Origin of the sequence: Aquimarina spongiae, from assembly GCF_900141785.1 — a bacterium.
Classification (GTDB): domain Bacteria; phylum Bacteroidota; class Bacteroidia; order Flavobacteriales; family Flavobacteriaceae; genus Aquimarina; species Aquimarina spongiae.
This window is the reverse complement of sequence record NZ_FQYP01000016.1, coordinates 20,196-42,500: the sequence shown is the minus strand read 5'-3', so window position 1 is coordinate 42,500 and position 22,305 is coordinate 20,196. Positions and strand designations below refer to the sequence as shown.

Below are 22,305 nucleotides of genomic sequence, written 5' to 3'. Positions count from 1 at the left end.
CCTATGCCAGACATTACAGTGGTTACAGACGAGGCAGATAACTGTAGTAGCTCTCCTGTTGTGGCATTTGTAGAAGATATAAGTGATGGCAACAGCAACCCAGAAGTGATCACAAGAATCTATAGTGTTACTGATGCTGCGGGGAACAGTATCAATGTGAGCCAAACAATCACTATTAACGATACAACGTTCCCAACGGCAAGTAATCCATCATCGATTAGTGCTCAATGTAGCGCACCTATGCCAGACATTACAGTGGTTACAGACGAGGCAGATAACTGTAGTACTCCCAATGTTGCTTTTGTAAGTGACGTAATAACAAGTCCGGGAATAATCACAAGAACCTATAGCGTTACCGATGCTGCAGAGAATAGTATTAACGTGACTCAAACAATAACCCTTAACGACAATATTCTTCCTACCGCAAGTAACCTACCACCAATTAATGCACAGTGTAGTGCACCAGCACCTGATATTACAATAATAACTGATCATACCGATAATTGTGGTACGCCTACGATTGCTTTTGTGAATGACGTGAGTGATGGAAACAGCAATCCGGAAGTGATTACTAGAACCTATAGTGTTACCGATGCTGCAGGTAACAGCATCAATGTGACCCAAATAATTACCATTAATGATGGTACGGATCCTAATATCAATTGTCCTGCAAATATCACACAAAATGCAGATGCCAATAGCACTTTTGCTACGGTAGTGTATTCGGATCCCATCGTAAACGATAACTGCGGAGTAAACTCCATAGTACAGTTAACAGGGTTACCATCAGGAGCAGAGTTCCCTATAGGAACTACTATTAATACATTTGTGTTAACCGATAATGCAGGAAATACGAGTCAATGTAGTTTTGAGGTAACCGTCATAGACAATCCTCTTCCGACTTGTACCATTGATGCCGGGGAGGATGAGCGCATTACAGAGGGTGAGGAAATCCAGTTGGATGCCACAGCATCGACCACAGGAAGTTTTGTTTGGTCTCCTTCAATTGGATTGAGTGATACTACTACTTCTAATCCCATAGCAAGCCCTTCTATTACTACTACATATTTGGTGGAGTTTACCAGTGAAGACGGATGCGTCGCTGTAGATGAGGTTATAGTGTTTGTAACACCACAAGAAGAAGATGAAACAAGATATGGATTCTCTCCAGATGGGGACGGAATCAATGAGTTTTGGGAGATCGATACTATAGAGAACTATCCAAATAACAGTGTGTCCATCTTTAATAGGTGGGGAGATTTGGTCTTCGAAATAGAAGGATATAACAACACTTCAAGAGTATTTAGAGGAATTGCTAATCGAAAACGAAGTCTTGGAGGAGATCAACTCCCCGAGGGAACCTATTTCTTCAAAATTAGAACTAGTGGCCCAAACTCCTTAAGGAAAACAGAAGGTTTCCTTGTTTTAAAACGTTAATTCATGAAAAAGAACTATACATTCATAACCCTAGTGGTATTGTTGATGAGTTGGAGCACTATGTTTGCTCAACAAACTCCTGTGTTTGCCAATTATAATTACAATACAGTGATCATTAATCCTGCACATGCTGGTTTTCACCAAAATTCAGAATTTACACTCAGTAATAGAGGGTATGTAAATTCGATAGAAGGGAGTCCAAGAAATATAGGTGTATTGTTCAATTCACCTTTGCGATCCGAAAAAATGGGATTTGGCGCAGGAGTTTTTAGTGATCAGGTAGGGGTGACTACTGCTACCAATATATTTGCTGCATATGCGTATAAATTAATTTTTGATCATAACTATAATCGCGCACGATGGTGGTCGTATAATCCTCATGTTTTGTCTTTTGGGATTACCGCTGGCGCGATGATCTATGATGAAAACTTATTAGAGTTAGGGATACAAAATGATCCTAATTTTGCCAACAATATCAATACTACCTTACCTACCTTGGGAGTAGGGATTTTGTATAATAGAAATAAAATGTATGTAGGGTTTTCTGCGCCAAATCTATTAGGGGATGCATGGTCTACGGAGGATAATATCAATCTTGAAATTCCTTACTACCTGTATGCCGGGTATCGTTTTTTTGCTTCACGATTTGAAGAAATAATGATCAACCCCAGTATTTTATCCAAATATGTTTCTGGTGCTCCCGCTCAATTTGATTTTAATACCATTGTTAGCTATAAAAATAAGATAGAAGTAGGAGCAGGGTACCGCACAAATTCATCGATTAATCTTTTGGCGGGGTTATACCTTTCAGATCACTTGCGTTTGATTTATAACTACAATCAAATGCTAAGAGATGCTCCTGTACAAACTACACATGGTATTATTTTAAGTTATCGTTTGGGAACAGGTTTCAAAAATAGAGGGTTGGCCTCCAATTAAGAAGGCCAACATTAGATTTTAGTGCTCTATATATTTCATTTTGAGTGCATATTTTGTCAACCCAGCAACGTTCCTTACATTCAGTTTACTCATTAGATTTTTTCGGTAACTCTCAACAGTATGCTTGCTTAAAAACAATTGATCTGCAATTTCTTGTGTGGTAAACTCTTGAGCGATCAGGGTGATTACTTCGACTTCCCGTTGTGTTAATTTTACACTTTCTTTCTTCTTGTTGGACAGTTTGTTTTGAAGATAAATATCTTTTATTTCTTTAGAAAAATATTTTTCTCCTTGCAGAATGGTTTGGATTGCTTTAAGAAGCTCTTCTTTTTCTGCGTTTTTGGGCACGTATCCGTCAACATCATTCTCGATGAGATCATCGATCATTTCAACATCACTATGCATACTTACCACCAAGGTTTTAATATGTTGATTTTTCTCTTTAATGATCTTGTTTAAAGAAATCCCATCCAGTTGCGGCATGGATATATCGGTAATAATGAGGTCAATTTTCTCATCGGGATTAATTTCCAGGTATTTAGCGATATGCGAACCATCTTTACTGGATAACAAAACATTGTAATCATTTTCAGAATTAAGAATGCTTAATAAGCCGTCCAAAAACATTTTATGGTCGTCAACAATAATCAAATTATATTTCATAAGTGGTTGGTTTGAGATTGTTAATTTCAATATTGATAATAGTCCCCCTGCCTTTTCTAGAGTCAATAATTAAGGATCCATAGACTTTTTCTAATCTACTTTTTATATTGACAAATCCTAATCCCTCGGCAATCTTTTGAATATCAAACCCAACTCCATTATCCTCAAAAATAATATTTACAGTATCTTCTTTTGCCATATTGATATGCAATTCAATACTGCTGGCTTCTGCATGTTTAATGGTATTGGTAATAAGTTCTTGAATAATCATAAAGATTTCAATTTGTAATTCTTCATTTAGAAGATCAATTTCTTTTCTGGGATGTAAAGAAAAATGTGGAGTAATGCTACTAGAGGATCCAATTTTATCCAGGTATTCTTCCAGAACATCACAAAACTTATTTTTTCCAAATCGTTTTGGGATGAGGTTATGAGATAAGTTTCTTACTTGCTGGTAAGTTTCGTCTATTTGATGGTTGATAGTGCCAATTAGGTGTTTGTCTTTAATTTCAGGACTATTCAATTGTAACTTGATCGCGGCAAGATTACCTCCTATACTATCATGTAGTTCTTGTGCAATTCTTTTCCTTTCTTTGTCCTGTCCTTCGACACTGGCTTTAATTACTTCTAATTCCTGATCTTTTAGTAAGGAAGTAATCTTTTGTTGATTCACTTCTTTTTCTTTCACATTTAATTTGCTTTGGGTTTGCAATTTCTGATAGTAGATCGCCAACAAACCAATGATAGGAATGAGAATGATCAAAAAAGAATACAAAATAATATTTTTGATTGTTTTTTGACGAGCAAGATTTAACTCTTGTAGTTCTTGATCTTTTTTTAATAAACTAATCTCATTAACTCTTTTTTCTGAAACATTTTGAAAAGCAAGAATTTGATTCTCGTTCTCCTTTTTTTCAATTTCTTTTTCGAGTTTTAAATTCTTAATCGCTTCTTCCTGATTTTTTAATTTTAGCTCACGATTAGTATTTTCTACCTTCAGGATTTTTATTTCTCTTTCTTTTTGAAGTGTCTTGTATTTTACTTCCAATTCATTTACTTCTTTGTCTTTGTCCAATGTTCTTATGGAATCTAAGATTTCGGTGTACTGGTCGCTGTAATTGAGTGCTTTTTTATAGTCATTTTGTAGGATTGCAATTTCTCGTAACCGGTAGTAGATTGTTTTTTGATTCTCTAATAAATTTAATGCTTTCGCTTTTTCCAAAGCCTCAAAGATCAATTTTTCGCCTTCCTCATATTTGGCTAGTAGGCTTAGGATGCGACCTTTTTCGAGCTTGGCCATTACCTCCATTCTCTGGAAACCATTATTTTCTGCTATTTCAATAGACTCGCTTACGAATGTTAATGCCTGATTTAGTTTGTCTATCTTTTTGTAGTTGACCGCCAGATTGAACGAGATGGTTCCAATACAACTTTTTCTATTATTTTTTCGGCATATTTCTAGTGCCTGTTCGAGGTAATTAATAGACTCAAGGTAGTTTTCTCTATATCCGTAAATATTGGCGATATTGACAAGACATCCAAAAACCATTTCTTTATGTTCTTTATACTCGCTGCATTTTTTATAGAGATCTAAAGCGGTATCTAATTCTTCTAGCTTATTGGAAGAGTTCGTAATTCTGTTGGCAAGGCCAAAAGCATTGACATAATAAATACGCTTGTCATCATATTTTTGAGATATTTCAATACCTTTTAGGTACCACTTTTTTGCTTTGCTATTAAGACCTATTGATCCATTGATACTCCCTAACCAGTGATACGCCAATCCGTAAATGTTACTCCTGAGAGTATCGTTTTCAAAATCTTTTAAGGCTAATACTCTTTTAGCGTGATAAATAGAGGAATCAATTTCGGATCTTTTATTGAAATAAGCGGTTAGTATGAGATGTAAATCGGCTTTAAACCTGGTACTCCTTACTTTTTTTGAAGTAAAGTGACTGTTGATTTCCTGATACACTTTTTTGTTGTTTACCCCATTAATTGTACTATTCGTTAAGGCTTGCAACTTTTTAACAATTGTTCTTTCTTCTTTTTTGTTATAATAGTTAGAAGCTTTGTCTTTGCTATCCATTTGGGCGCTAACTTCGGTAGAAAGACCTAAAAAAATAAGTAAAATAACTCCGATTGCAACATTGAATTGAGTTCTAGAAAATAGGATGTGGTTGGTAAGTGTTTTCAGGGGTTTACTAGTTTTTGTTCTTGCTTTTTTTGACTGGATTGTGTTTGGATTTCAATGTTAATAACGGTACCTCTATTTGGTCTGGAATCAATATATAAAATTCCAGATATGTCCTTTAATCTGCTTTTTATATTAGAAAAGCCTAATCCATTTTTTTGCTTTTCAGTATTGAACCCAACTCCATTATCTTCAAAAATAATATTCAAATCGTAATTTTCCCCCAAATTAATGTGTAATTCTACCTGGGATGCTTGGGCATGTTTAATAGTGTTAGTGATCAACTCTTGAATAATTTTAAAAATTTCTACATGAAGCTTTTCACTAAGGTGATCAATTTCTTTTCTAGGGTACACTGCAATAGACAATTCGATGTTACTTGCATTACTAATTTTGCTAAGGTATTCTTCAATAACATCACAAAAGTTATTTTTCTTAAATTTTTTGGGAATCAAATTATGAGAAAGACTTCGTACCTGCTGGTAGGTTTCATCGATTTGATGATTTATTCCATTCCTATAAGATTTGTCCTTAACCTGGGGACTATTCAATTGTAGTTTGATGGCAGCAAGATTACCTCCAATACTATCATGTAACTCTTGTGCAATTCTTTTCCTTTCTTTATCCTGCCCTTCAACGCTTGCTTTGATCACTTCTAGTTCCTGATCTTTAAGTAAAGAAGCAATCTTTTGTTGATTTACTTCTTTCTCTTTTACGTTCAATTCGCTCTGGGTTTGTAATTTTTGATAATAAATAGCCAGGAGACCAATAATGGGAATAAGAATGATCAAGAAAGAATATAAAATGATATTCTTGATGGTTTTTTGACGAGCAAGATTCAATTCCTGAAGTTCCTGATTCTTTTTTAATAAATTAATTTCATTCACCCTTTTTTCTGAAGCATTTTCGAAAGCTAAAATCTGATTTTCGGTCTCCTTTTTTTCGATTTCCTGTTCTAGTTTGAGGTTTTTGATCGCTTCTTGCTGGTTCTTTACTTTAAGATCTCTATTCGAATTTTGAATCTTTAATATTTTGATTTCCTTTTCCTTTTTTAAGGTTTCGTAACGAACCTCTAGTTCATTAATTTCTTTGACCTTTTGTAGTTTTACTATAGAGTCTTTTACCTCAAAATATTTAGATAAATGGTGGAGTGCATTCTTATAATTTCCTTGATCAATAGCAATTTCTTTTAGATTGTCAAGAATATTGAGTTGTTGATCAAACAAACCCATTTCTCTGGCATGATACAAGGCAAGACTGTAGATCAATTCTGCATCTTTATTGTTCCCCATTTCCGAAAACACGCTTCCAATGTTCATTCTTCCAATCAATTCTATACGGCGTAAATTGATTTTGCTACTCACTTCTACAGTTTCTTCATACAATTCGATTGCTCGATCATGATGGCCTTGGGTTTGTGCATTCACGCCTTGGTTGAGCAATATGACGGCAAGTGCACTTTGGTTGTTTTTTTGTTGACTAAGTTCTCTTCCTTTTTGTAAATATTTTTCGGCTGTTTCGTAATCTTCCAGACCAGAGTAAATCATACCAATATTGATATAACTTCCAAAAACGATTTCCTCATCATCTTCATAAGTAATGCACTCTTTGAATAGCTCCAAGGCTTTTCCATATTCTCCTGCTTCACTATAATTTAAAGCTAGCCCATGGGTATTTGTATAATGTAAATTTTCTTCGTTGTATTTTTGGGCTTCTTCTATTCCTTTGAGATGCCATTTTCTGCCTTCCTCAAACAGGCCTTGATTTTTATAATTAGTTCCGAGAATGCTATAGGCAGTAGATCGAAATTTGGCCTTTGTAGAATCTGTACCAATATGGTTATACTTTAATGCTTCTTTTACATAAAAGTTTGAAGAGTCGATCAGAGTTTGATTTCTGAAATGATACGCCAGGAGTAAAAGGCTATTACTGGCAGCCTTTTCTGTTTTTAAAGATTTTCGAAGTTCGTGTGCTCTCTTGTAAGCTCGGTCATACTCCTTATTATTAAACCATTCGAATGCCTCATCGATTAATCGATCTTCAAGCTCTTGGAGGGTGATTTCCTTTGGGACTTTCCCAAGACCACTAGCATCACTTTGTCCTGAAACCCAATGAATGCATCCAAACATGCCAATGATAACGTATCGGAGGATGAATTTAGTCATAAACAAAGATATTAATTCTAGAAGACCCTTCTATCCCTGAAAACAGGGGGTATTATATAGAGAAAGAAGCGGTTACAATATGGACATCATTAACCGAGTAATTTGATGAACATCGAAAATCTTGATTGTCTAATAGCTACGGATAAAGCAAATACTGCTTTCTCATTTCCATATATTTTCTAAGGTCATCACTCCATGACTTTTTGATTTCTGTCACGCTTACCCCTTCCATAATTTGTTGCTGTAATTTTTCGGTCCCAGCATGAGCAGTAAAAGATTTGGTTTTGAAGAACTTTTCTTTGTCTGTTGAGTTTTTATAAGCGTTAACCAACCACCATAGATTGATGGCTTTGAGGCGTTTAGTATTGGTTAAATCGTTTCCATAACAAACTTCTCCCTGGTGTTTTGGATATTTGGCACCAAAATTAGGTTTGGGAGTATAGGCAAAATCATACTTGTCTATAGTAAGATCCGGAGAACCGTATATCTGAAACTGAGTTTCGGTACCTCTTCCCGCATTGATGGTGGTTCCTTCAAAGAAACCAAGACTAGGATATAGGTTGATGGCTGTATCATTGGGTAAGTTTGGCGAAGGTCGTATAGGCAAGCTATATGAAGTGTTATGAGTATAATTCGTGACAGGAATTACGGTAATATTGCATTTTAGCTCATTGCCTAACCAGCCTTGTCCATTCGTCATTTTGGCATATTCTCCTATGGTCATACCATGAACTAAAGGAATAGGGTGTACACCCAAAAAACTAGTGTGTTCGGGTTTCATGGTTGGGCCATCGATATAATGAGCATTGGGATTTGGTCGATCCAGAATCAACAAAGGAATATTGTTCTCTGCACAGGCCTGCATCACATAATGCAAGGTAGAAATGTAGGTGTAAAACCGAACTCCTACATCCTGAATATCAAAAACCATGATCTCAATACCCGAAAGGGATTCTTTTGAAGGTTTTTTATTTTTACCATGCAACGAGATAATAGGTAATCCTGTTTTAATGTCTTTTCCGTCGGCTATTAATTCTCCCGCATCTGCTTTTCCTCTAAATCCGTGTTCTGGAGCAAATACTTTCTTGATGTTTATATTTCTTGATAATAAGGTGTCTATCAGATGAATATAGTTCTTGTTGGTGACTCCTTCTCTAAAAATTACCGTGGTTTGATTTCCAACAATTCCTACCTTTTTGTTTTCAAGTATAGGAAGATACGCCTCGGTTTGATTGGCCCCAACCAGTATTGGATCTTGATTTTGTACAGTGTCATTTACCACGATCTGGTTAGACACAACCTCTGGATCAGAGGGAGATGAGGCCCCAGATCCCTTTTTTATTCCACTTATACAGGAAATAAAAATCAGAGAAAGGAATAAAAATGTATTTTTGAACCTATCAATCTTTTTGGAAGATGCATTTTTAATAAAAACCATAATTAAGCTTGAATTTCGAGTATTTTATCGCTAAACGCCTTATCAAAGGTAAGGAACATAAAAGTAGCATTTCGACTCCTATTGTAAAAATTGCGATTTCTGCCATTGCGATTGGTATGATTATGATGTTGATTACTGTAGCTACGGGGATAGGTTTACAACGTAAAATACGGGAAAAAGTTGCCGCTTTTAATGGTCATATCTTAATTAATAGCTTTGATAACAACAGTAGTGTAGAAACTTTGATCCCAATATCCACCAATCAAGATTTTTATCCAGATTTTGATGAAGTGGCTGGAATTGAGCATTTGCAAGGAGTAGCTACCAAAATTGGATTGATTCGTACAGAGACTGATTTTGATGGTGTTGTGGTAAAAGGTATAGGAGAGGACTACAATTGGGAACATTTTAAAGAATATATCATCGAAGGACGAATTCCTGATTTTACCGATACTCTAAATAACGAGATACTTTTATCTTCTCATTTTGCGAATCGTTTGAAATTGGGGATAGGGGATAAAGCGATTACCTATTTCCTGAAGAAAAATGGGAGTTCTGCCTCTCGACCCTATATCAGAGCTTTTGAAATCGTGGGGATTTATAATTCAGGGTTTCAGGAGTTTGATGAGACCTATTTGTTTGCCGACATACGACATATACAACGTATGAACAAGTGGAAAGAAGATGAAGTGGGGAATTTTGAGGTGTATATTGATGATTTTGAAAAAATTGATGCCAAAGGACAGGAGATCTACGAAAATGTTCCTTCTACCTTAGATAGCCAAACCATTACCTTAAAGTACGCCACCATTTTTGAATGGTTAAAACTTTTTGATCTCAATATCATAGGTATTATTGCCATTATTATTCTGGTTGCAGGAATTAATATGATCACGGCTTTATTAGTGCTTATTTTGGAAAAAACACCGATGATTGGTGTTTTGAAGGCATTGGGAGCAACCGACTGGACCATTAGAAAAGTGTTTCTATATAACGCGGCTTACCTTATTGCCATAGGGCTTTTTTGGGGAAATCTAATAGGAATTGGATTGCTTTGGATTCAAGATGTCTATGGGGTGGTACGCCTTAATCCCGAAACCTATTATGTGAGTACCGCACCGGTATACATTAATATAGGGTATATCGTATTATTAAATTTGGGGACTATGGCATTGTGTTTAATTATGCTACTGATACCTTCTTATATTGTGTCAAAAATATCTCCTACCAAATCGATTCGATTTGAGTAAAAACAGGGATGTAATTAGTTTTTATGTCGGAAAAATATTTGATTGAACTATGATGAATTAGATCATCTACATCGTATCTTTGCAAGTAAAATACCCTTCATTTGGGAATCTAAAATTAGTAGTGTGGAATACGCAGAAAATATATTAGGAACCATTGGGAATACTCCTTTGGTAAAGATGAATGCATTGGTTGAGGATGTCGATGCCTTGGTGTTAGCCAAATATGAAACTTTTAACCCTGGAAATTCGGTAAAAGATCGTATGGCATTAAAAATGATTGAAGATGCAGAAGCTGATGGCAGATTACAACCAGGAGGTACTATTATTGAAGGTACATCGGGTAATACCGGAATGGGATTAGCCCTTGCAGCCATCGTAAAGGGATATAAGCTAATATGCGTTATGGCAGATAAACAGTCTAAGGAAAAAATGGATATCCTAAGAGCCGTTGGAGCCAAAGTAATGGTATGTCCTACTAATGTAGAACCCGATGATCCAAGGTCGTATTATTCTGTATCCAAACGTTTGGCTGAAGAGACACCAAATTCGTGGTATGTGAATCAATATGACAATCCGTCCAATGCGCAAGCACATTACGAATCTACTGGTCCTGAAATCTGGAAACAGACGGAAGGAAAAGTTACTCATTTTATTGTTGGAGTAGGTACCGGAGGAACGATATCCGGAGTTGGAAAATACCTTAAAGAACAAAACCCTGATATAAAGATATGGGGAGTAGATACCTATGGATCTGTATTTAAGAAGTATCATGAGACAGGGATCTTTGATGAGAATGAAATCTACTCATACATTACCGAAGGTATTGGTGAAGACATTCTTCCTGAAAATGTGGATTTTTCGGTAATTGATGGATTTACAAAAGTTACTGATAAAGATGCTGCCATATACACTCAAAAATTGGCAAAGGAAGAAGGGATGTTTTTAGGAAATAGTGCGGGAGCTGCGATTAAAGGACTTTTGCAACTCAAAGAGCATTTTACCAAAGATGATGTGGTGGTAGTATTGTATCACGATCATGGTAGCCGATATGTGGGTAAAATGTTTAATGACGATTGGATGCGGGAAAGAGGATTTTTGGAGGAAGAAATTTCTGTGGCTACCGATTTGATCAAAAACCACTCAGACAAACCTTTGGTAACCGTAAAAACCGAAGAGCTGGTTTCTCATGCGATAGAGCGTATGCGTAAATTTCAAATTTCGCAAATACCCGTTGTTGATGCCGATGGATTTGTCGGTTCTGTAGATGAAAGTGCTTTGTTTAAAGCTTTTATGGAAGACAAAAATATGGATAGCACTCCTATAAAAGAGGTGATGAAAGAACCATTTCCTATAGTGAATGCAAAAGCTTCTCTTGATGAAATATCTAAGCTTATCAAAAATGGAAATCCTGCCGTTCTCGTTGCACTTGAAAATGGGAAACATCATATTATTACCAAATATGACGTTATTAGCCATATAAAATAAATCATTATCTTTAAAATATAATTTAACCCCTCTATCAGCGTTATCTGCTGATAAAGGGGTTGTTTGTAGTGTTTATTTTTGATAAAAATTACGCAACGTTAAGGGACCGTTGTAATCTATAAGGGTAAAGACTAGCATAAATTGTAGGGGTATGTATAAATATATTTTTGATTTCTCAGATATTGATCAATTAAGAAACTATTTCAGGTCCCAGTTAAATCCTGATAGCACTTCTGATCATATCTATTTCCCTCCAGAGATAGGAGAAGGATACCTCTCGTACTATAAGATTTCTCCAGAAGTATTCTTGCTAGTCAATAACTACAAGGCCAATACAGATATTCATTATGTTCGAAGGCCAATAGATGAAAAGGATATTATTCTGCATTTTAGAAAATATGCCCTGGATCATAAGATAGAATCTCAAGAAATCATCAGTAAATATTCTGACAACTATACTCCTGGTAATATGCGTTGTATGGATGCACAACAGGGAGAACAGGTATTTATTACCAAAGGGGCCGAGGTAAAATCAACAATGATTGTATTAAAGAGCTCGTATACCAAACCTTATTTTATGAAGAGTAGTGATATGGCAGAAAAAGTAGATAGCTATATTCGGTACTCTCATCAACATATCCATAAATTTTATCTCTCTTATAAACAGTCCCATCTTTTTGATCAAATCGTATCACCCGATCTTAAAAAAGTAGAGAATTATCTCTATTTTGTTTCGCGAGGAATTCGATTACTGGAAACTTTTTGGAAAGATGTTCAAAAATGGGAAACAGAAAGTAACCCCTTTAATATCAATAGTGCTCAGGTTGGAAGTATTTACAAAGTAAGTGATTACCTCAGGGGGCATTTGCATGAACCTTTTATTGGAGTGGATCAGCTGGCCAAAATGGCCCATATGAGTCGAACCAATTTTTTTAATATGTTCAAAGAAATTCATAATCAAACGCCTCTTGAATTTTTTAACAATAAAAAACTTGAGAGTTCTTATAATATGATTTTTGCAGATGGTTTGTCTGTAAAGGAAGTTATGGATGCACTGAATTATTCAAACTCTTCAAAATTTCGAAAGGCATTTTTTAATAAATTCGACATTTACCCCGACATTTCTATTTAGTACAATTTGTTCAAAAATAAAGATGGTCACTAACGAGTAGCAACCATCTATAACCTAACACAAACTCAACTTAGCTTAGGGTTTGAAATTTTTATGTCGTTTTTTGAAAGTGTTTTTCCCTTTTGTTACTAACAAAGTAAAGAAATGTAATTTTTGTAAGGTTTTCCATTAATACATAAATTCTTACCAATAGTACATTTCTATAGTAAATTAACTAGATTTTAAGAGTTTGACCCCATTTTTATGCAGTTTTAAGTCAGTTTAAAGACTTTTTTACCGTAAAAATGAGAGCGAATTTGAAGAAATTGATCCGAAAGTTGTTAATAATCAGATAGCATGTTGATCCAAAACTCTTAAAAATGTTTCGGGTTCTGGACGTACTCTGTAGTTATTAGTGAGATCAGCAAAAAGTATTTTGCCATTTTTATCAGTAATAATAACAGTGGGTAATACCGTATCACTATCATATCCCAAAGTTTGAAAGCCCATCGGGAGTCCATTCTTTCCTAGAATATCTAATTGTTTAGCAACAGTATTGTCTTTATCTACTAGAAAGTGAAAATTGAGATCGAACTTATTGGCAAGAGATTTTGTATGCGTATGGGGTTGAGGACTAATCATAACCACATTCACGTTTCGTTTTTCTAACTCTTTGTATTGATTTGCTATTTCTTTGATTTGTGCCATGCACAAAGGGCACCAATTTCCTCTGTAGAAAAGATAAATTGATGGATTACCCAAAAATTGGGAGCTGTGTATTTCTTGTTTTTCTGGATTCTCAAATGTTAGTTCTGGAAGCGTTTTACCAACAACAATACTTTTGTTAGATTTTCTGTCCTCAAAAACAGAATACCATTTGATATATAATACCCATCCTAAAAATAAACCTACACTAGGTAAAGATCCATTGATATCATTTTGGATAATTCCTCCAAAAATCATGCTCACCAAAAAACCAATGGCTATAAATACCGTATACACCTTTAGATTAGCATCAGTTCGTGCTACAGGTCTTATAAAAAGAAGAGCAAAGAACGAAACAATAGCAAGAGCTAGGAGTAATCTCCCCAAATAGCGATAGGATATATCATGATTGATAAGATGTATAATACTGTCAATCACAAAATAGAGTGCTATTGCCGGAAATAGAGAGATGAAAATGGACTTCAATACATTCTTCATAAGAGGAGTTAGTTTGGTATTTTGTCATTGGTTTCTAATGATGCTTACAAGGATACTCCAAAATTTAGTACTTTTGAAATCCATAGAACGCTATTTCTATTTTCTTCATCCTACCTGAAAAGGTAAATAGCGAATGTTCCTGAGTTTTTCAGGAGTAAAAAATAACGCTAATAACTACAAAAAAGGATGAAGGAAGATTTTCTCCATTATTTATGGAAATTCAAAAAGTTTAGTTGCTCAAATTTAAAAACCACTTCAAAAGAAGAAATTAAGTTATATCGGTTAGGTGTACATAATGTAGCACATGCTGGACCGGATTTCTTTAATGCACTGATTAGCATAGAAGGTCAGAAATGGGCTGGAAATGTGGAGTTACATATCAAATCTAGCGATTGGTATGCCCATCACCACGAACAAGATAGTGCATATGATAATGTGATTCTTCATGTGGTTTGGGACGATGATATAGAAGTTTTTAGGAAAGACAATACCAGAGTGCCTACATTACAGTTAAGAGATTATGTGGATGAGCAATTGTTGGATCGGTATCATCAACTTTTTGTGCATTCTTCCAATCATCAACTGCCCTGCAAGTCGGGATTAAATCAAATACCTGATTTCCTGCTTTCTAATTTTCAAGATCGATTATTTGTAGAACGATTAGAACAAAAATCAAAACTGATTATGAATTTACTTTCTAATTATGCCAACAATTGGGAAGCTGTGTTTTTTATGCTACTGGCAAAAAACTTTGGATTAAAGGTAAATGGGGATGCATTTTTGAGTCTTGCACAGTCTTTTGAATTTTCTGTATTTCGGAAATGTAGTCAGGATCAAACGGTTTTAGAAGCCTTGTTGTTTGGACAGGCAGGACTTTTGGAAAATGAATCTGATGTTCCTTATTTCAATAGTTTGCAAAAAGAATATGCATTTTTGAAGCATAAATTCAATTTGGATACTAGAAATGTACTTCCATTTCAATTTTTTAGATTACGACCACCAAATTTTCCTACAATTCGTATTGCGCAATTAGCAAGTTTGTATGCAAAATACCCTGCACTTTTTGATCTTGTTGTAAATACGAATATGCTAGCAGATTTCTATCGATTGTTCTCGATAGAGATCAGCAATTTCTGGAAAAATCATTATACCTTCTCAAAAGAATCGGTGGTTCGGGATAAACCAATTACTCGCCAAATGGTAGATTTAATTTTGATCAATACTGTTATTCCTATTCGTTTTTGTTATTTCAGAAGTTTAGGAAAAAATACTGACGAGGCTGTAATGGCACTAATTACAAACATCCAAGCCGAAAAGAATACCATTGTTACAAGATTTGAGGAAAGTGGTTTGGTTTTTCAAAATGCATTACAATCACAATCCTTATTGCAACTCAGGCAAAACTATTGTGATCGTAAAGCGTGTTTAAAATGTGCTATCGGGAATTATTTATTGAATCAAGATTAAAAATTAAGATAATATATTTATTTTGCGGTATGCTATACAATTTAAGACACTTCTTAGAGCGTAATGGATTTTATGTTTCTTCAAGGCTGGCAGATCGTTTGGGAATGCGTGCAAAGATTGTACGTCTATTCTTTATCTACTTAACCTTTGCAACTGCGGGTCTGGGTTTTGTTTTGTATCTTAATATGGCTTTTTGGTTAAAAATAAAGGACTTAGTGTATACTAAAAGAACGTCTGTGTTTGATTTATGATAAAACTTCAGAATTGGGGAAGACCTAGAATCTATATTGCCGTGATATTATTATTTATTGTCGTGGCTATTGGGGTTATTGGCTTTCGTTTTTTTTCTGATTACTCATGGATTGATGCATTATACATGACAGTAATCACCATGTCTACTGTTGGTTTTGGAGAGGTAGAACCTTTAGACGATAATGCAAAGTTGTTTACCGTCTTTCTGATCTCGACCAGTGTTGCCATATTTGCCTATTCCGTATCCGTAATCACAGAATACATTGTAGGTAAGAATGATCCGAAAAGAGCACAATATCGAAAAATACAAAAAATGATACATCAGTTAGAAAACCATATCATTATTGTTGGATACGGCCGAAATGGTAAACAAGCGGCGGCCAAGCTTTTGGCATACAATAAACCATTTATTATTATTGAAAGAGATGGCACGCTTATCGAACGTTATCAAAGTGATGAATTAGTTTTTTTGAGAGGTAATGCCACCGAAGATGAAGTATTGATAGAGGCAGGAATCAAAAGAGCAGCTTGTCTGATCTGTACACTACCCGAAGATGCAGATAATTTATTTATAGTGCTTTCGGCAAGACAAATCAATAGCGGTTTAAAAATTATTAGTAGGGCTTCACAAGATGCATCATACAAGAAAATACGTTTGGCAGGAGCAGATAATGTAATCATGCCCGATAGAATAGGAGGAGATCATATGGCTTCTTTGGTAGTGGTTCCGGATTTGATTGAGTTTTTGGATAATTTATCTATAGTAGGAAAGCGATCTATTAATATCGAGGAAATTTCTTTTGAGGATATGTTTGATGATGATGTAGAAAGAACCATTCGTAATATTAACATGAGATCCAGAACGGGGTGTACCATTATAGGGTATAAATCACCCGAAGGAGATTATATTGTAAATCCCGAAGCAGACACCTTACTTAAACCGAAATCAAGGATTGTTGTATTAGGCCGTCCAGAGCAAATTAATCAGCTAAATAAGGAGTTTAATATTTAACAGTTACAAAACATTTAACCTTTAAAAAATTGTAAACAACTGTTTTTTTTAGCATCTTGGGGGCTTCTAAAAATAAAATTCAATTAACTCATACAATCATGAAGAGATATCTTCTTTCATTATTAGCACTCACAATTCCATTTATAACATTTGCACAAGAAACAGTCGAAAAAGGTCTTGATCAAAAAATAGATGAAGGTTTTAAACCGATTTCTGATTTTTTCTCTTCAGTTATCTTTTTTACTATAGGAGGAACACCTTTTGTTTTGATTCTTCTGGTAGTAAGTGCCCTATTCTTTACCTTATATTTTGGTTTTCCTAATATCCGTTATTTCGGAAAAGCGATTAATGTAGTACGGGGGAAGTACGATGATGTCGAAGGACATGGTGTAGGAGATCCAAGTGCTGCAGTTGATGGTGACATCAAGGATACCATAAGAGATGAATCAAAAGAAGGAGAAGTTTCTCACTTTCAGGCGTTGGCAACTGCCGTGTCTGGTACAGTAGGAAATGGTAATATTGCTGGGGTAGCATTGGCTATTGCACTGGGAGGACCAGGAGCAACTTTTTGGATGATCATTTGCGGACTTCTAGGGATGTCTACCAAATTTGTAGAATGTACACTTGGGGTACAATATAGAGATGTTGGAGAAGATGGAACAGTATATGGAGGACCAATGTACTACCTAAGTAAAGGGTTAAAAGAAAAGGGATTTACATGGCTAGGTAAAATAACTGCAGTATTGTTCGCGGTCTTTTGTATCGGAGGTTCTTTTGGTGGAGGAAACGCAGCACAATCTAATCAAGCTACAGTGGTGCTGAAAGACCTATTAGGATTAGAAAGTACAGCCGCTGGTTTCTGGATCGGTATTACTTTAGCGATTTTGGTAGGGATCATTATTATTGGTGGGATAAAAAGAATTGCTTCTGTAACAGAGAAAGTAGTTCCTTTTATGGCTTTATTGTATATACTAGCATGTTTATATATCATATTTAGTAACTTTTCGTTTGTTGATGATGCAATCGGATTGATCTTTACCGAAGCTTTTAATCCAAAAGCTATTGGAGTAGGAGGAGTAATCGGGGTGTTATTAGTAGGTTTCAAGAGAGCAGCTTTCTCTAATGAAGCTGGTGCGGGATCTGCTTCTATTGCACACTCTGCAGTAAAGACAAAATATTCTGCATCTGAAGGTTTAGTAGCATTACTTGAGCCATTTATCGATACAGTTGTGATCTGTACGATGACTGCTTTAGTAATTATCATTTTTAATTCCGATGGAGCATTCATTTATGGAGGAGACGGTAGCGGAGCTGTAATGATTGAAGGAGCATCATACGAGGGAGCAGGGATAACCCAAAAGGCATTCGCTAAGTATATACCATTTTCTAATGTGTTCTTAACCATAGCAGTAGTGCTATTTGCGGTTTCGACAATGATCTCTTGGTCTTACTATGGATTACAATCCTGGAAATTCCTTTTCGGAAGAGGTAAAAAAGCGGACTTGGTATATAAACTATTGTTTTTAACTTTTGTAGTTATTGGTGCTGCTGCAAGTATGAAATCTATCTGGGACTTCTCTGATGCAATGATTTTTGCAATGGTATTCCCTAATATGGTAGGGTTGTACTTCTTATTCCCAGTAGTGAAAAAACAATTGGCCAGATATTTTGATGCGATCAAGGCGTCTAAAGGGTAAATAACAATTTATGAAAAATATAAAATCCCATTTCGAGATGAATTTGCATTTCCGAAATGGGATTTTTCTTTTATCCATATTCCTATTTATCCTTGTTATTGGGTATTATTTTCTTATTGATTATAAAGAACCAAAAACAATAGCGCTTTCAGAATTGGTGCAATTTCAAAAGCAGGTAGAAGGTTTACAAAACGATATTGCTCTTCAAGAGAAAACGTACACGCTTCGCCCCTTCAATCCCAACTTCATTTCTGACTACAAAGGATATACTTTAGGTCTTTCAGTAGTAGAATTAGATAGACTTTATGCCTATCGCAACAAAGGGAAGTGGATTAATTCTGTAACTGATTTCAAAAAAGTAACTGGTGTGGATGATGCTATTCTTCAGCGAATCGCTCCTTTATTTAAATTTCCTGATTGGAAGAAAAATAGGGCTAATACTGTATTCAAGAAACGACGGAAAAAAACAAAAAAGAAATTTCTTCAGAAAAGAGATTTGAATACGGTGAGTGTTCAGGAACTACAAGAAGTCATCAATGTGCCAGAATTTGTAGCAAAACGTATTGTAAAGTATCGAAGCCGGATCAATGGTTTTGTTCATATAAGTCAGCTGAAAGATATAAAAGGATTGTATCCATATCACCAAAAGAAGATAAAGGAATTGTATCAGGTTTCTTCTCAAAAGAAGATTAAGAAGATCAATGTGAATAATGCAGAGGTGAAAGAACTTTTGGAAGTTCCTTATTTTGATTTTGAAATAGCCCTGGATATTAGAGATTTCATAAAAACTAATGGAGCTATTTCGGATCTCAAAGAATTGGGAAAAATCGAAGGCTTTTCTTTGGATAAAATAGACAGAATAGCATTATATTTGACAGTGAAATAAAAATCGGAAAAAATCATAGTTAATTTTAACGAATTCTCAAATTATAGATCTTTATTTATTGTTTATTGAGAATTTCTTAATTTTTATGATGAATTGTTAATAAAACAAAGGTTGTAAAGGAAATTAGTCTTAGTGCTATTGATGCTTCAATATCAGGTGATTTGACAAATTACATCCAACCTTTTTAATACGATAAAAAGTACAGATGAATAGCATGTATTTTACTGAAGAGCACGAGTTGTTTCGACAAAGTTTAAAAGAATTTTTAAAGAAGGAAGTTGTTCCGCATATTGAGAAATGGGAGAAGTCTGGAGACATCGACCGTTTTATCTGGAAGAAGTTTGGTGAAATGGGATATTTTGGGATCGCTTATCCCGAAGAATATGGAGGAATGGATCTGGATCTTTTTTATACAGTGATTCTTTTAGAAGAACTTCAAAAAATAAATTCTGGTGGTTTTGCGGCGGCTATATGGGCACATGTATATCTGGCAATGACACATCTTAATAAAGAGGGGGATCATAGAATTAAAGAAGCATATTTGGCGCCCAGTATTTCTGGAGATAAGATAGGATGTCTAGCGATTACCGAGCCTTTTGGAGGATCTGATGTTGCAGGTATGAGAACTACCGCAGTTAAAGATGGAGATCAATATGTAATCAATGGATCAAAAACTTTTATTACCAATGGAGTGTATAGTGACTATCTAGTAGTAGCTGCAAAGACAAGCCCAGAATTAGGAAATAAAGGGATCAGTATTTTTGTTATCGATAGAGATACACCAGGAGTATCGGCAACAAAACTGGATAAGTTAGGTTGGAGAGCTTCGGATACAGGAGAGATCGCTTTTGATAATGTGCGAATTCCTGCAGAAAACCTGATGGGAGATGAAAATCAAGGATTCGGGTATATCATGCAACATTTTGCATTGGAGCGATTGATCATGGGAATCAATGCCCATGCTAGAGCAGAATTTGCTATCGACTATGTGATTCAGTACATGTCAGAGAGAGAAGCGTTTGGTAAAACGATTAACAAATTCCAGGCACTAAGACATTCTGTAGCCGAAATGGCAAGCGAGATGGAAATGTGTAAGGAGTTCAATTACTCTATTGCAAAAAGATTAGACCAAGGGCAGTATGTGGTGAAAGAAGCTTCAATGTCTAAATTACTTTCTACTAAAATGGCAGATAAAGTAGCTTATGATTGTTTACAACTATTAGGAGGTTATGGGTATATGGAAGAATATCCTTTGGCAAGATTGTTTAGAGATAGTCGTTTAGGCCCGATAGGAGGAGGTACTTCAGAAATATTAAAAGAAATTATAGCCAAAATGATTATTGACAAAAAAGAGTATAAGCCAACGACTTAGCAGTGGTTCTTCTTGTAATCATTTCAGAATAAGTTAAATAACCCCGTTTTGGGGTTATTTTTTTGCTTCAAAAATAATCTTTGTTATTTTTTACTTGTAATTATAAGTAATTGTTTGCCTTTTATCAACACGAAAACGATTTCGTAAAACTTCAAACGTTTTCGTTCGTAGGTAAATTCTTAATTTGAAAAAAAATTAACACAAACACTAAGTAATCATGAAAATTAGCAAGTTTTTTTATGGATTTCTTATTACGGCTTTACTCTTTGCTTCATGTAATAAGGATGAAGAATTAGATTCGATACAACCAGAATCTTTAGAATCAACTCAAAATGTATCTTCAAAATTAAAACCTATCGGTTCTGGAGTAATGATGCAAGCTTTTTACTGGGATGTGCCTGCTGGAGGAACCTGGTGGAATACGATTAGAAATAAGGTAGATGATTGGAGTAATGCAGGAATAGATGCCATTTGGTTGCCGCCTGTAAGCAAAGCGCAAAACGGTCCTTTCTCTATGGGTTACGATCCTTTTGATTATTATGATTTTGGAGAATATAACCAAATGGGGAGTACCGAAACGCGATTTGGATCAAGATCAGAATTAGAATCCTTAATATCTCGAGCACATCGATATGATCTCAATGTTATAGCAGATATTGTTATTAATCACAATAGTGGAGGGGATTTAGAATGGAACGAGTTTGCGGGAAAAAACACGTATACAAAGTTCACTCCACTTTCGGGCAAGTTTAATAGAACTAAGTATGATTTCCATCCTAATGAGCAGTATAACTCTGATAGTGGGATTTTTGGTGGTTTTCCGGATTTAAGTCATAGCAAACCTTATGTACAGGATTGGTTGTGGAAACGTTCTAACTCTGTTGCCAAATACTATAAGAATACCATGGGATTTGATGGATGGAGATTTGATTATGTAAAAGGATTCGAACCTTGGGTGCCTAGAGAATGGCAACGAAATGTTGGCGGATTTGCTGTAGGAGAGTATTGGGATGGTAATGTAAATACACTAAACTGGTGGGTAAACCAAGCGCAGATGTCTGCTTTTGATTTTGGATGTTACTATAAAATGAGAGATGCTTTCATGGGGAATAATCTTAATGCTTTGAGTGGTGACATGTTATGGAAAAGAAATGCAAGTAGAGCAGTAACCTTTGTGGCTAATCATGATACCGATGAAATTATCAATAATAAGTTACTGGCCTATGCTTATATTTTGACTCACGAAGGCTACCCCGCAATATTCTATAGAGATTATGAAGAGTGGTTGAGTAAATCCAAGATGAATAATTTGATTTGGATACATAACAATCTCGCGGGAGGTAGTACTACAAATCTTTGGACGGATAATGATGAGTACATTGCCAAACGAAATGGCGGTTATGGTAAAAATGGTCTTATTGTATATATCAACAATTCAAATTCTTGGAAGGAACGATGGGTAGAGACCAATTGGTCCAGTAGAAGAATAAAAGATTATACAGGTAACTCTGGGTGGGAACCCGTTACCCAAGGTGGTCGATGGGTAAAAATCCAGGCACCGCCAAAAGGATATACTGTTTGGTCTCTGAAATAGAGACCAATATTCCAGCCCCTGATCCAGAAACGATTTTTTAATCATTCAAACACCCCCTACGAATGGTTAAAGAATTGTTTCTTTTTTGTTTTTTTCGGGAAAATGGAAATAAAATATAACTTCTGCGAAAAAAAACTTTG

The 22,305-nt window shown here is 35.3% G+C and carries 17 protein-coding genes; 12 read left to right on the top strand and 5 right to left on the bottom strand.

What is annotated here, in order from left to right; genetic code table 11:
* A partial coding sequence (locus tag BUE24_RS23190; protein WP_139242101.1) for a T9SS type B sorting domain-containing protein occupies positions 1–1,437 on the top strand: 1,437 nt, incomplete at its 5' end.
* A gap of 3 nt (positions 1,438–1,440) precedes the next feature.
* Positions 1,441–2,376, top strand: a complete 936-nt coding sequence (locus tag BUE24_RS23185) for a PorP/SprF family type IX secretion system membrane protein (protein ID WP_073322064.1) — start codon at positions 1,441–1,443, stop codon at positions 2,374–2,376.
* A gap of 18 nt (positions 2,377–2,394) precedes the next feature.
* On the opposite strand, the gene BUE24_RS23180 is transcribed toward BUE24_RS23185, so the two are convergent.
* The 4 genes from BUE24_RS23180 to BUE24_RS23165 form a co-directional block, all read right to left on the bottom strand.
* The gene (locus tag BUE24_RS23180; RefSeq protein WP_073322061.1) at positions 2,395–3,039 is read right to left on the bottom strand and encodes a response regulator; all 645 of its coding nucleotides are present in this window, start codon (positions 3,037–3,039) and stop codon (positions 2,395–2,397) included.
* Positions 3,029–5,128 carry a tetratricopeptide repeat-containing sensor histidine kinase gene (locus BUE24_RS23175; RefSeq protein ID WP_073322058.1) on the bottom strand — a complete coding sequence of 700 codons (2,100 nt, stop codon included), beginning with the start codon at positions 5,126–5,128 and terminating at the stop codon, positions 3,029–3,031. Before BUE24_RS23175 ends, BUE24_RS23180 begins: the two co-directional genes overlap by 11 nt.
* 104 nt (positions 5,129–5,232) lie before the next feature.
* On the bottom strand, positions 5,233–7,398 hold the full coding sequence (locus tag BUE24_RS23170) for a tetratricopeptide repeat-containing sensor histidine kinase (protein WP_084549675.1): 2,166 nt from the start codon (positions 7,396–7,398) through the stop codon (positions 5,233–5,235).
* Positions 7,399–7,534: 136 nt separating this feature from the next.
* Complete coding sequence (locus BUE24_RS23165; RefSeq protein WP_073322053.1) at positions 7,535–8,836, bottom strand: exo-beta-N-acetylmuramidase NamZ family protein; 1,302 nt, start codon at positions 8,834–8,836, stop codon at positions 7,535–7,537.
* An 8-nt stretch (positions 8,837–8,844) separates the two neighbouring features.
* On the opposite strand from BUE24_RS23165, the gene BUE24_RS23160 reads away from it, so the two are divergent.
* The 3 genes from BUE24_RS23160 to BUE24_RS23150 all read left to right on the top strand — a co-directional run bounded on the left by BUE24_RS23160 (position 8,845) and on the right by BUE24_RS23150 (position 12,703).
* The gene (locus tag BUE24_RS23160) at positions 8,845–10,086 is read left to right on the top strand and encodes an ABC transporter permease (protein WP_073322050.1); all 1,242 of its coding nucleotides are present in this window, start codon (positions 8,845–8,847) and stop codon (positions 10,084–10,086) included.
* A gap of 123 nt (positions 10,087–10,209) precedes the next feature.
* The gene (locus tag BUE24_RS23155; protein ID WP_073322070.1) at positions 10,210–11,571 is read left to right on the top strand and encodes a pyridoxal-phosphate dependent enzyme; all 1,362 of its coding nucleotides are present in this window, start codon (positions 10,210–10,212) and stop codon (positions 11,569–11,571) included.
* A gap of 151 nt (positions 11,572–11,722) precedes the next feature.
* The gene (locus BUE24_RS23150; RefSeq protein WP_073322047.1) at positions 11,723–12,703 is read left to right on the top strand and encodes a helix-turn-helix domain-containing protein; all 981 of its coding nucleotides are present in this window, start codon (positions 11,723–11,725) and stop codon (positions 12,701–12,703) included.
* Positions 12,704–13,030: 327 nt separating this feature from the next.
* Here the strand turns inward: BUE24_RS23150 and BUE24_RS23145 are convergent, their stop codons facing one another.
* Positions 13,031–13,885 (bottom strand): peroxiredoxin family protein, encoded by an 855-nt coding sequence (locus tag BUE24_RS23145; RefSeq protein ID WP_073322044.1) that lies wholly within the window; start codon positions 13,883–13,885, stop codon positions 13,031–13,033.
* A gap of 186 nt (positions 13,886–14,071) precedes the next feature.
* Here BUE24_RS23145 and BUE24_RS23140 point away from each other — a divergent pair, with 186 nt between their 5' ends.
* The 7 genes from BUE24_RS23140 to BUE24_RS23110 all read left to right on the top strand — a co-directional run bounded on the left by BUE24_RS23140 (position 14,072) and on the right by BUE24_RS23110 (position 22,165).
* A complete protein-coding gene (locus BUE24_RS23140) occupies positions 14,072–15,352 on the top strand; it encodes a DUF2851 family protein (RefSeq protein WP_073322041.1) in 1,281 nt (426 codons plus the stop codon).
* Positions 15,353–15,381: 29 nt separating this feature from the next.
* Positions 15,382–15,603 carry a PspC domain-containing protein gene (locus BUE24_RS23135; RefSeq protein WP_073322038.1) on the top strand — a complete coding sequence of 74 codons (222 nt, stop codon included), beginning with the start codon at positions 15,382–15,384 and terminating at the stop codon, positions 15,601–15,603.
* Positions 15,600–16,616 (top strand): potassium channel family protein, encoded by a 1,017-nt coding sequence (locus tag BUE24_RS23130; protein WP_073322035.1) that lies wholly within the window; start codon positions 15,600–15,602, stop codon positions 16,614–16,616. Before BUE24_RS23135 ends, BUE24_RS23130 begins: the two co-directional genes overlap by 4 nt.
* Before the next feature lie 98 nt (positions 16,617–16,714).
* On the top strand, positions 16,715–18,313 hold the full coding sequence (locus BUE24_RS23125; protein WP_073322030.1) for an alanine/glycine:cation symporter family protein: 1,599 nt from the start codon (positions 16,715–16,717) through the stop codon (positions 18,311–18,313).
* A gap of 10 nt (positions 18,314–18,323) precedes the next feature.
* The gene (locus BUE24_RS23120; protein ID WP_073322027.1) at positions 18,324–19,199 is read left to right on the top strand and encodes a helix-hairpin-helix domain-containing protein; all 876 of its coding nucleotides are present in this window, start codon (positions 18,324–18,326) and stop codon (positions 19,197–19,199) included.
* Between the two features lie 205 nt (positions 19,200–19,404).
* A complete protein-coding gene (locus BUE24_RS23115) occupies positions 19,405–20,571 on the top strand; it encodes an acyl-CoA dehydrogenase family protein (protein ID WP_073322024.1) in 1,167 nt (388 codons plus the stop codon).
* 217 nt (positions 20,572–20,788) lie between these two features.
* Positions 20,789–22,165, top strand: coding sequence for an alpha-amylase (locus BUE24_RS23110; protein ID WP_073322021.1), 1,377 nt, complete (start codon positions 20,789–20,791; stop codon positions 22,163–22,165).
* Positions 22,166–22,305 lie beyond the last annotated feature (140 nt).

Bases quoted from the DNA above. Each gene is read 5' to 3' on its own strand.
- BUE24_RS23140 (WP_073322041.1), top strand. From the start codon at position 14,072: ATGAAGGAAGATTTTCTCCATTATTTATGGAAATTCAAAAAGTTTAGT.
- BUE24_RS23115 (WP_073322024.1), top strand. From the start codon at position 19,405: ATGAATAGCATGTATTTTACTGAAGAGCACGAGTTGTTTCGACAAAGT.
- BUE24_RS23165 (WP_073322053.1), bottom strand. From the start codon at position 8,836: ATGGTTTTTATTAAAAATGCATCTTCCAAAAAGATTGATAGGTTCAAA.
- BUE24_RS23120 (WP_073322027.1), top strand. From the start codon at position 18,324: ATGAAAAATATAAAATCCCATTTCGAGATGAATTTGCATTTCCGAAAT.
- BUE24_RS23185 (WP_073322064.1), top strand. From the start codon at position 1,441: ATGAAAAAGAACTATACATTCATAACCCTAGTGGTATTGTTGATGAGT.
- BUE24_RS23130 (WP_073322035.1), top strand. From the start codon at position 15,600: ATGATAAAACTTCAGAATTGGGGAAGACCTAGAATCTATATTGCCGTG.
- BUE24_RS23175 (WP_073322058.1), bottom strand. From the start codon at position 5,128: ATGGATAGCAAAGACAAAGCTTCTAACTATTATAACAAAAAAGAAGAA.
- BUE24_RS23170 (WP_084549675.1), bottom strand. From the start codon at position 7,398: ATGACTAAATTCATCCTCCGATACGTTATCATTGGCATGTTTGGATGC.
- BUE24_RS23150 (WP_073322047.1), top strand. From the start codon at position 11,723: ATGTATAAATATATTTTTGATTTCTCAGATATTGATCAATTAAGAAAC.
- BUE24_RS23180 (WP_073322061.1), bottom strand. From the start codon at position 3,039: ATGAAATATAATTTGATTATTGTTGACGACCATAAAATGTTTTTGGAC.
- BUE24_RS23145 (WP_073322044.1), bottom strand. From the start codon at position 13,885: ATGAAGAATGTATTGAAGTCCATTTTCATCTCTCTATTTCCGGCAATA.
- BUE24_RS23135 (WP_073322038.1), top strand. From the start codon at position 15,382: ATGCTATACAATTTAAGACACTTCTTAGAGCGTAATGGATTTTATGTT.
- BUE24_RS23125 (WP_073322030.1), top strand. From the start codon at position 16,715: ATGAAGAGATATCTTCTTTCATTATTAGCACTCACAATTCCATTTATA.
- BUE24_RS23110 (WP_073322021.1), top strand. From the start codon at position 20,789: ATGAAAATTAGCAAGTTTTTTTATGGATTTCTTATTACGGCTTTACTC.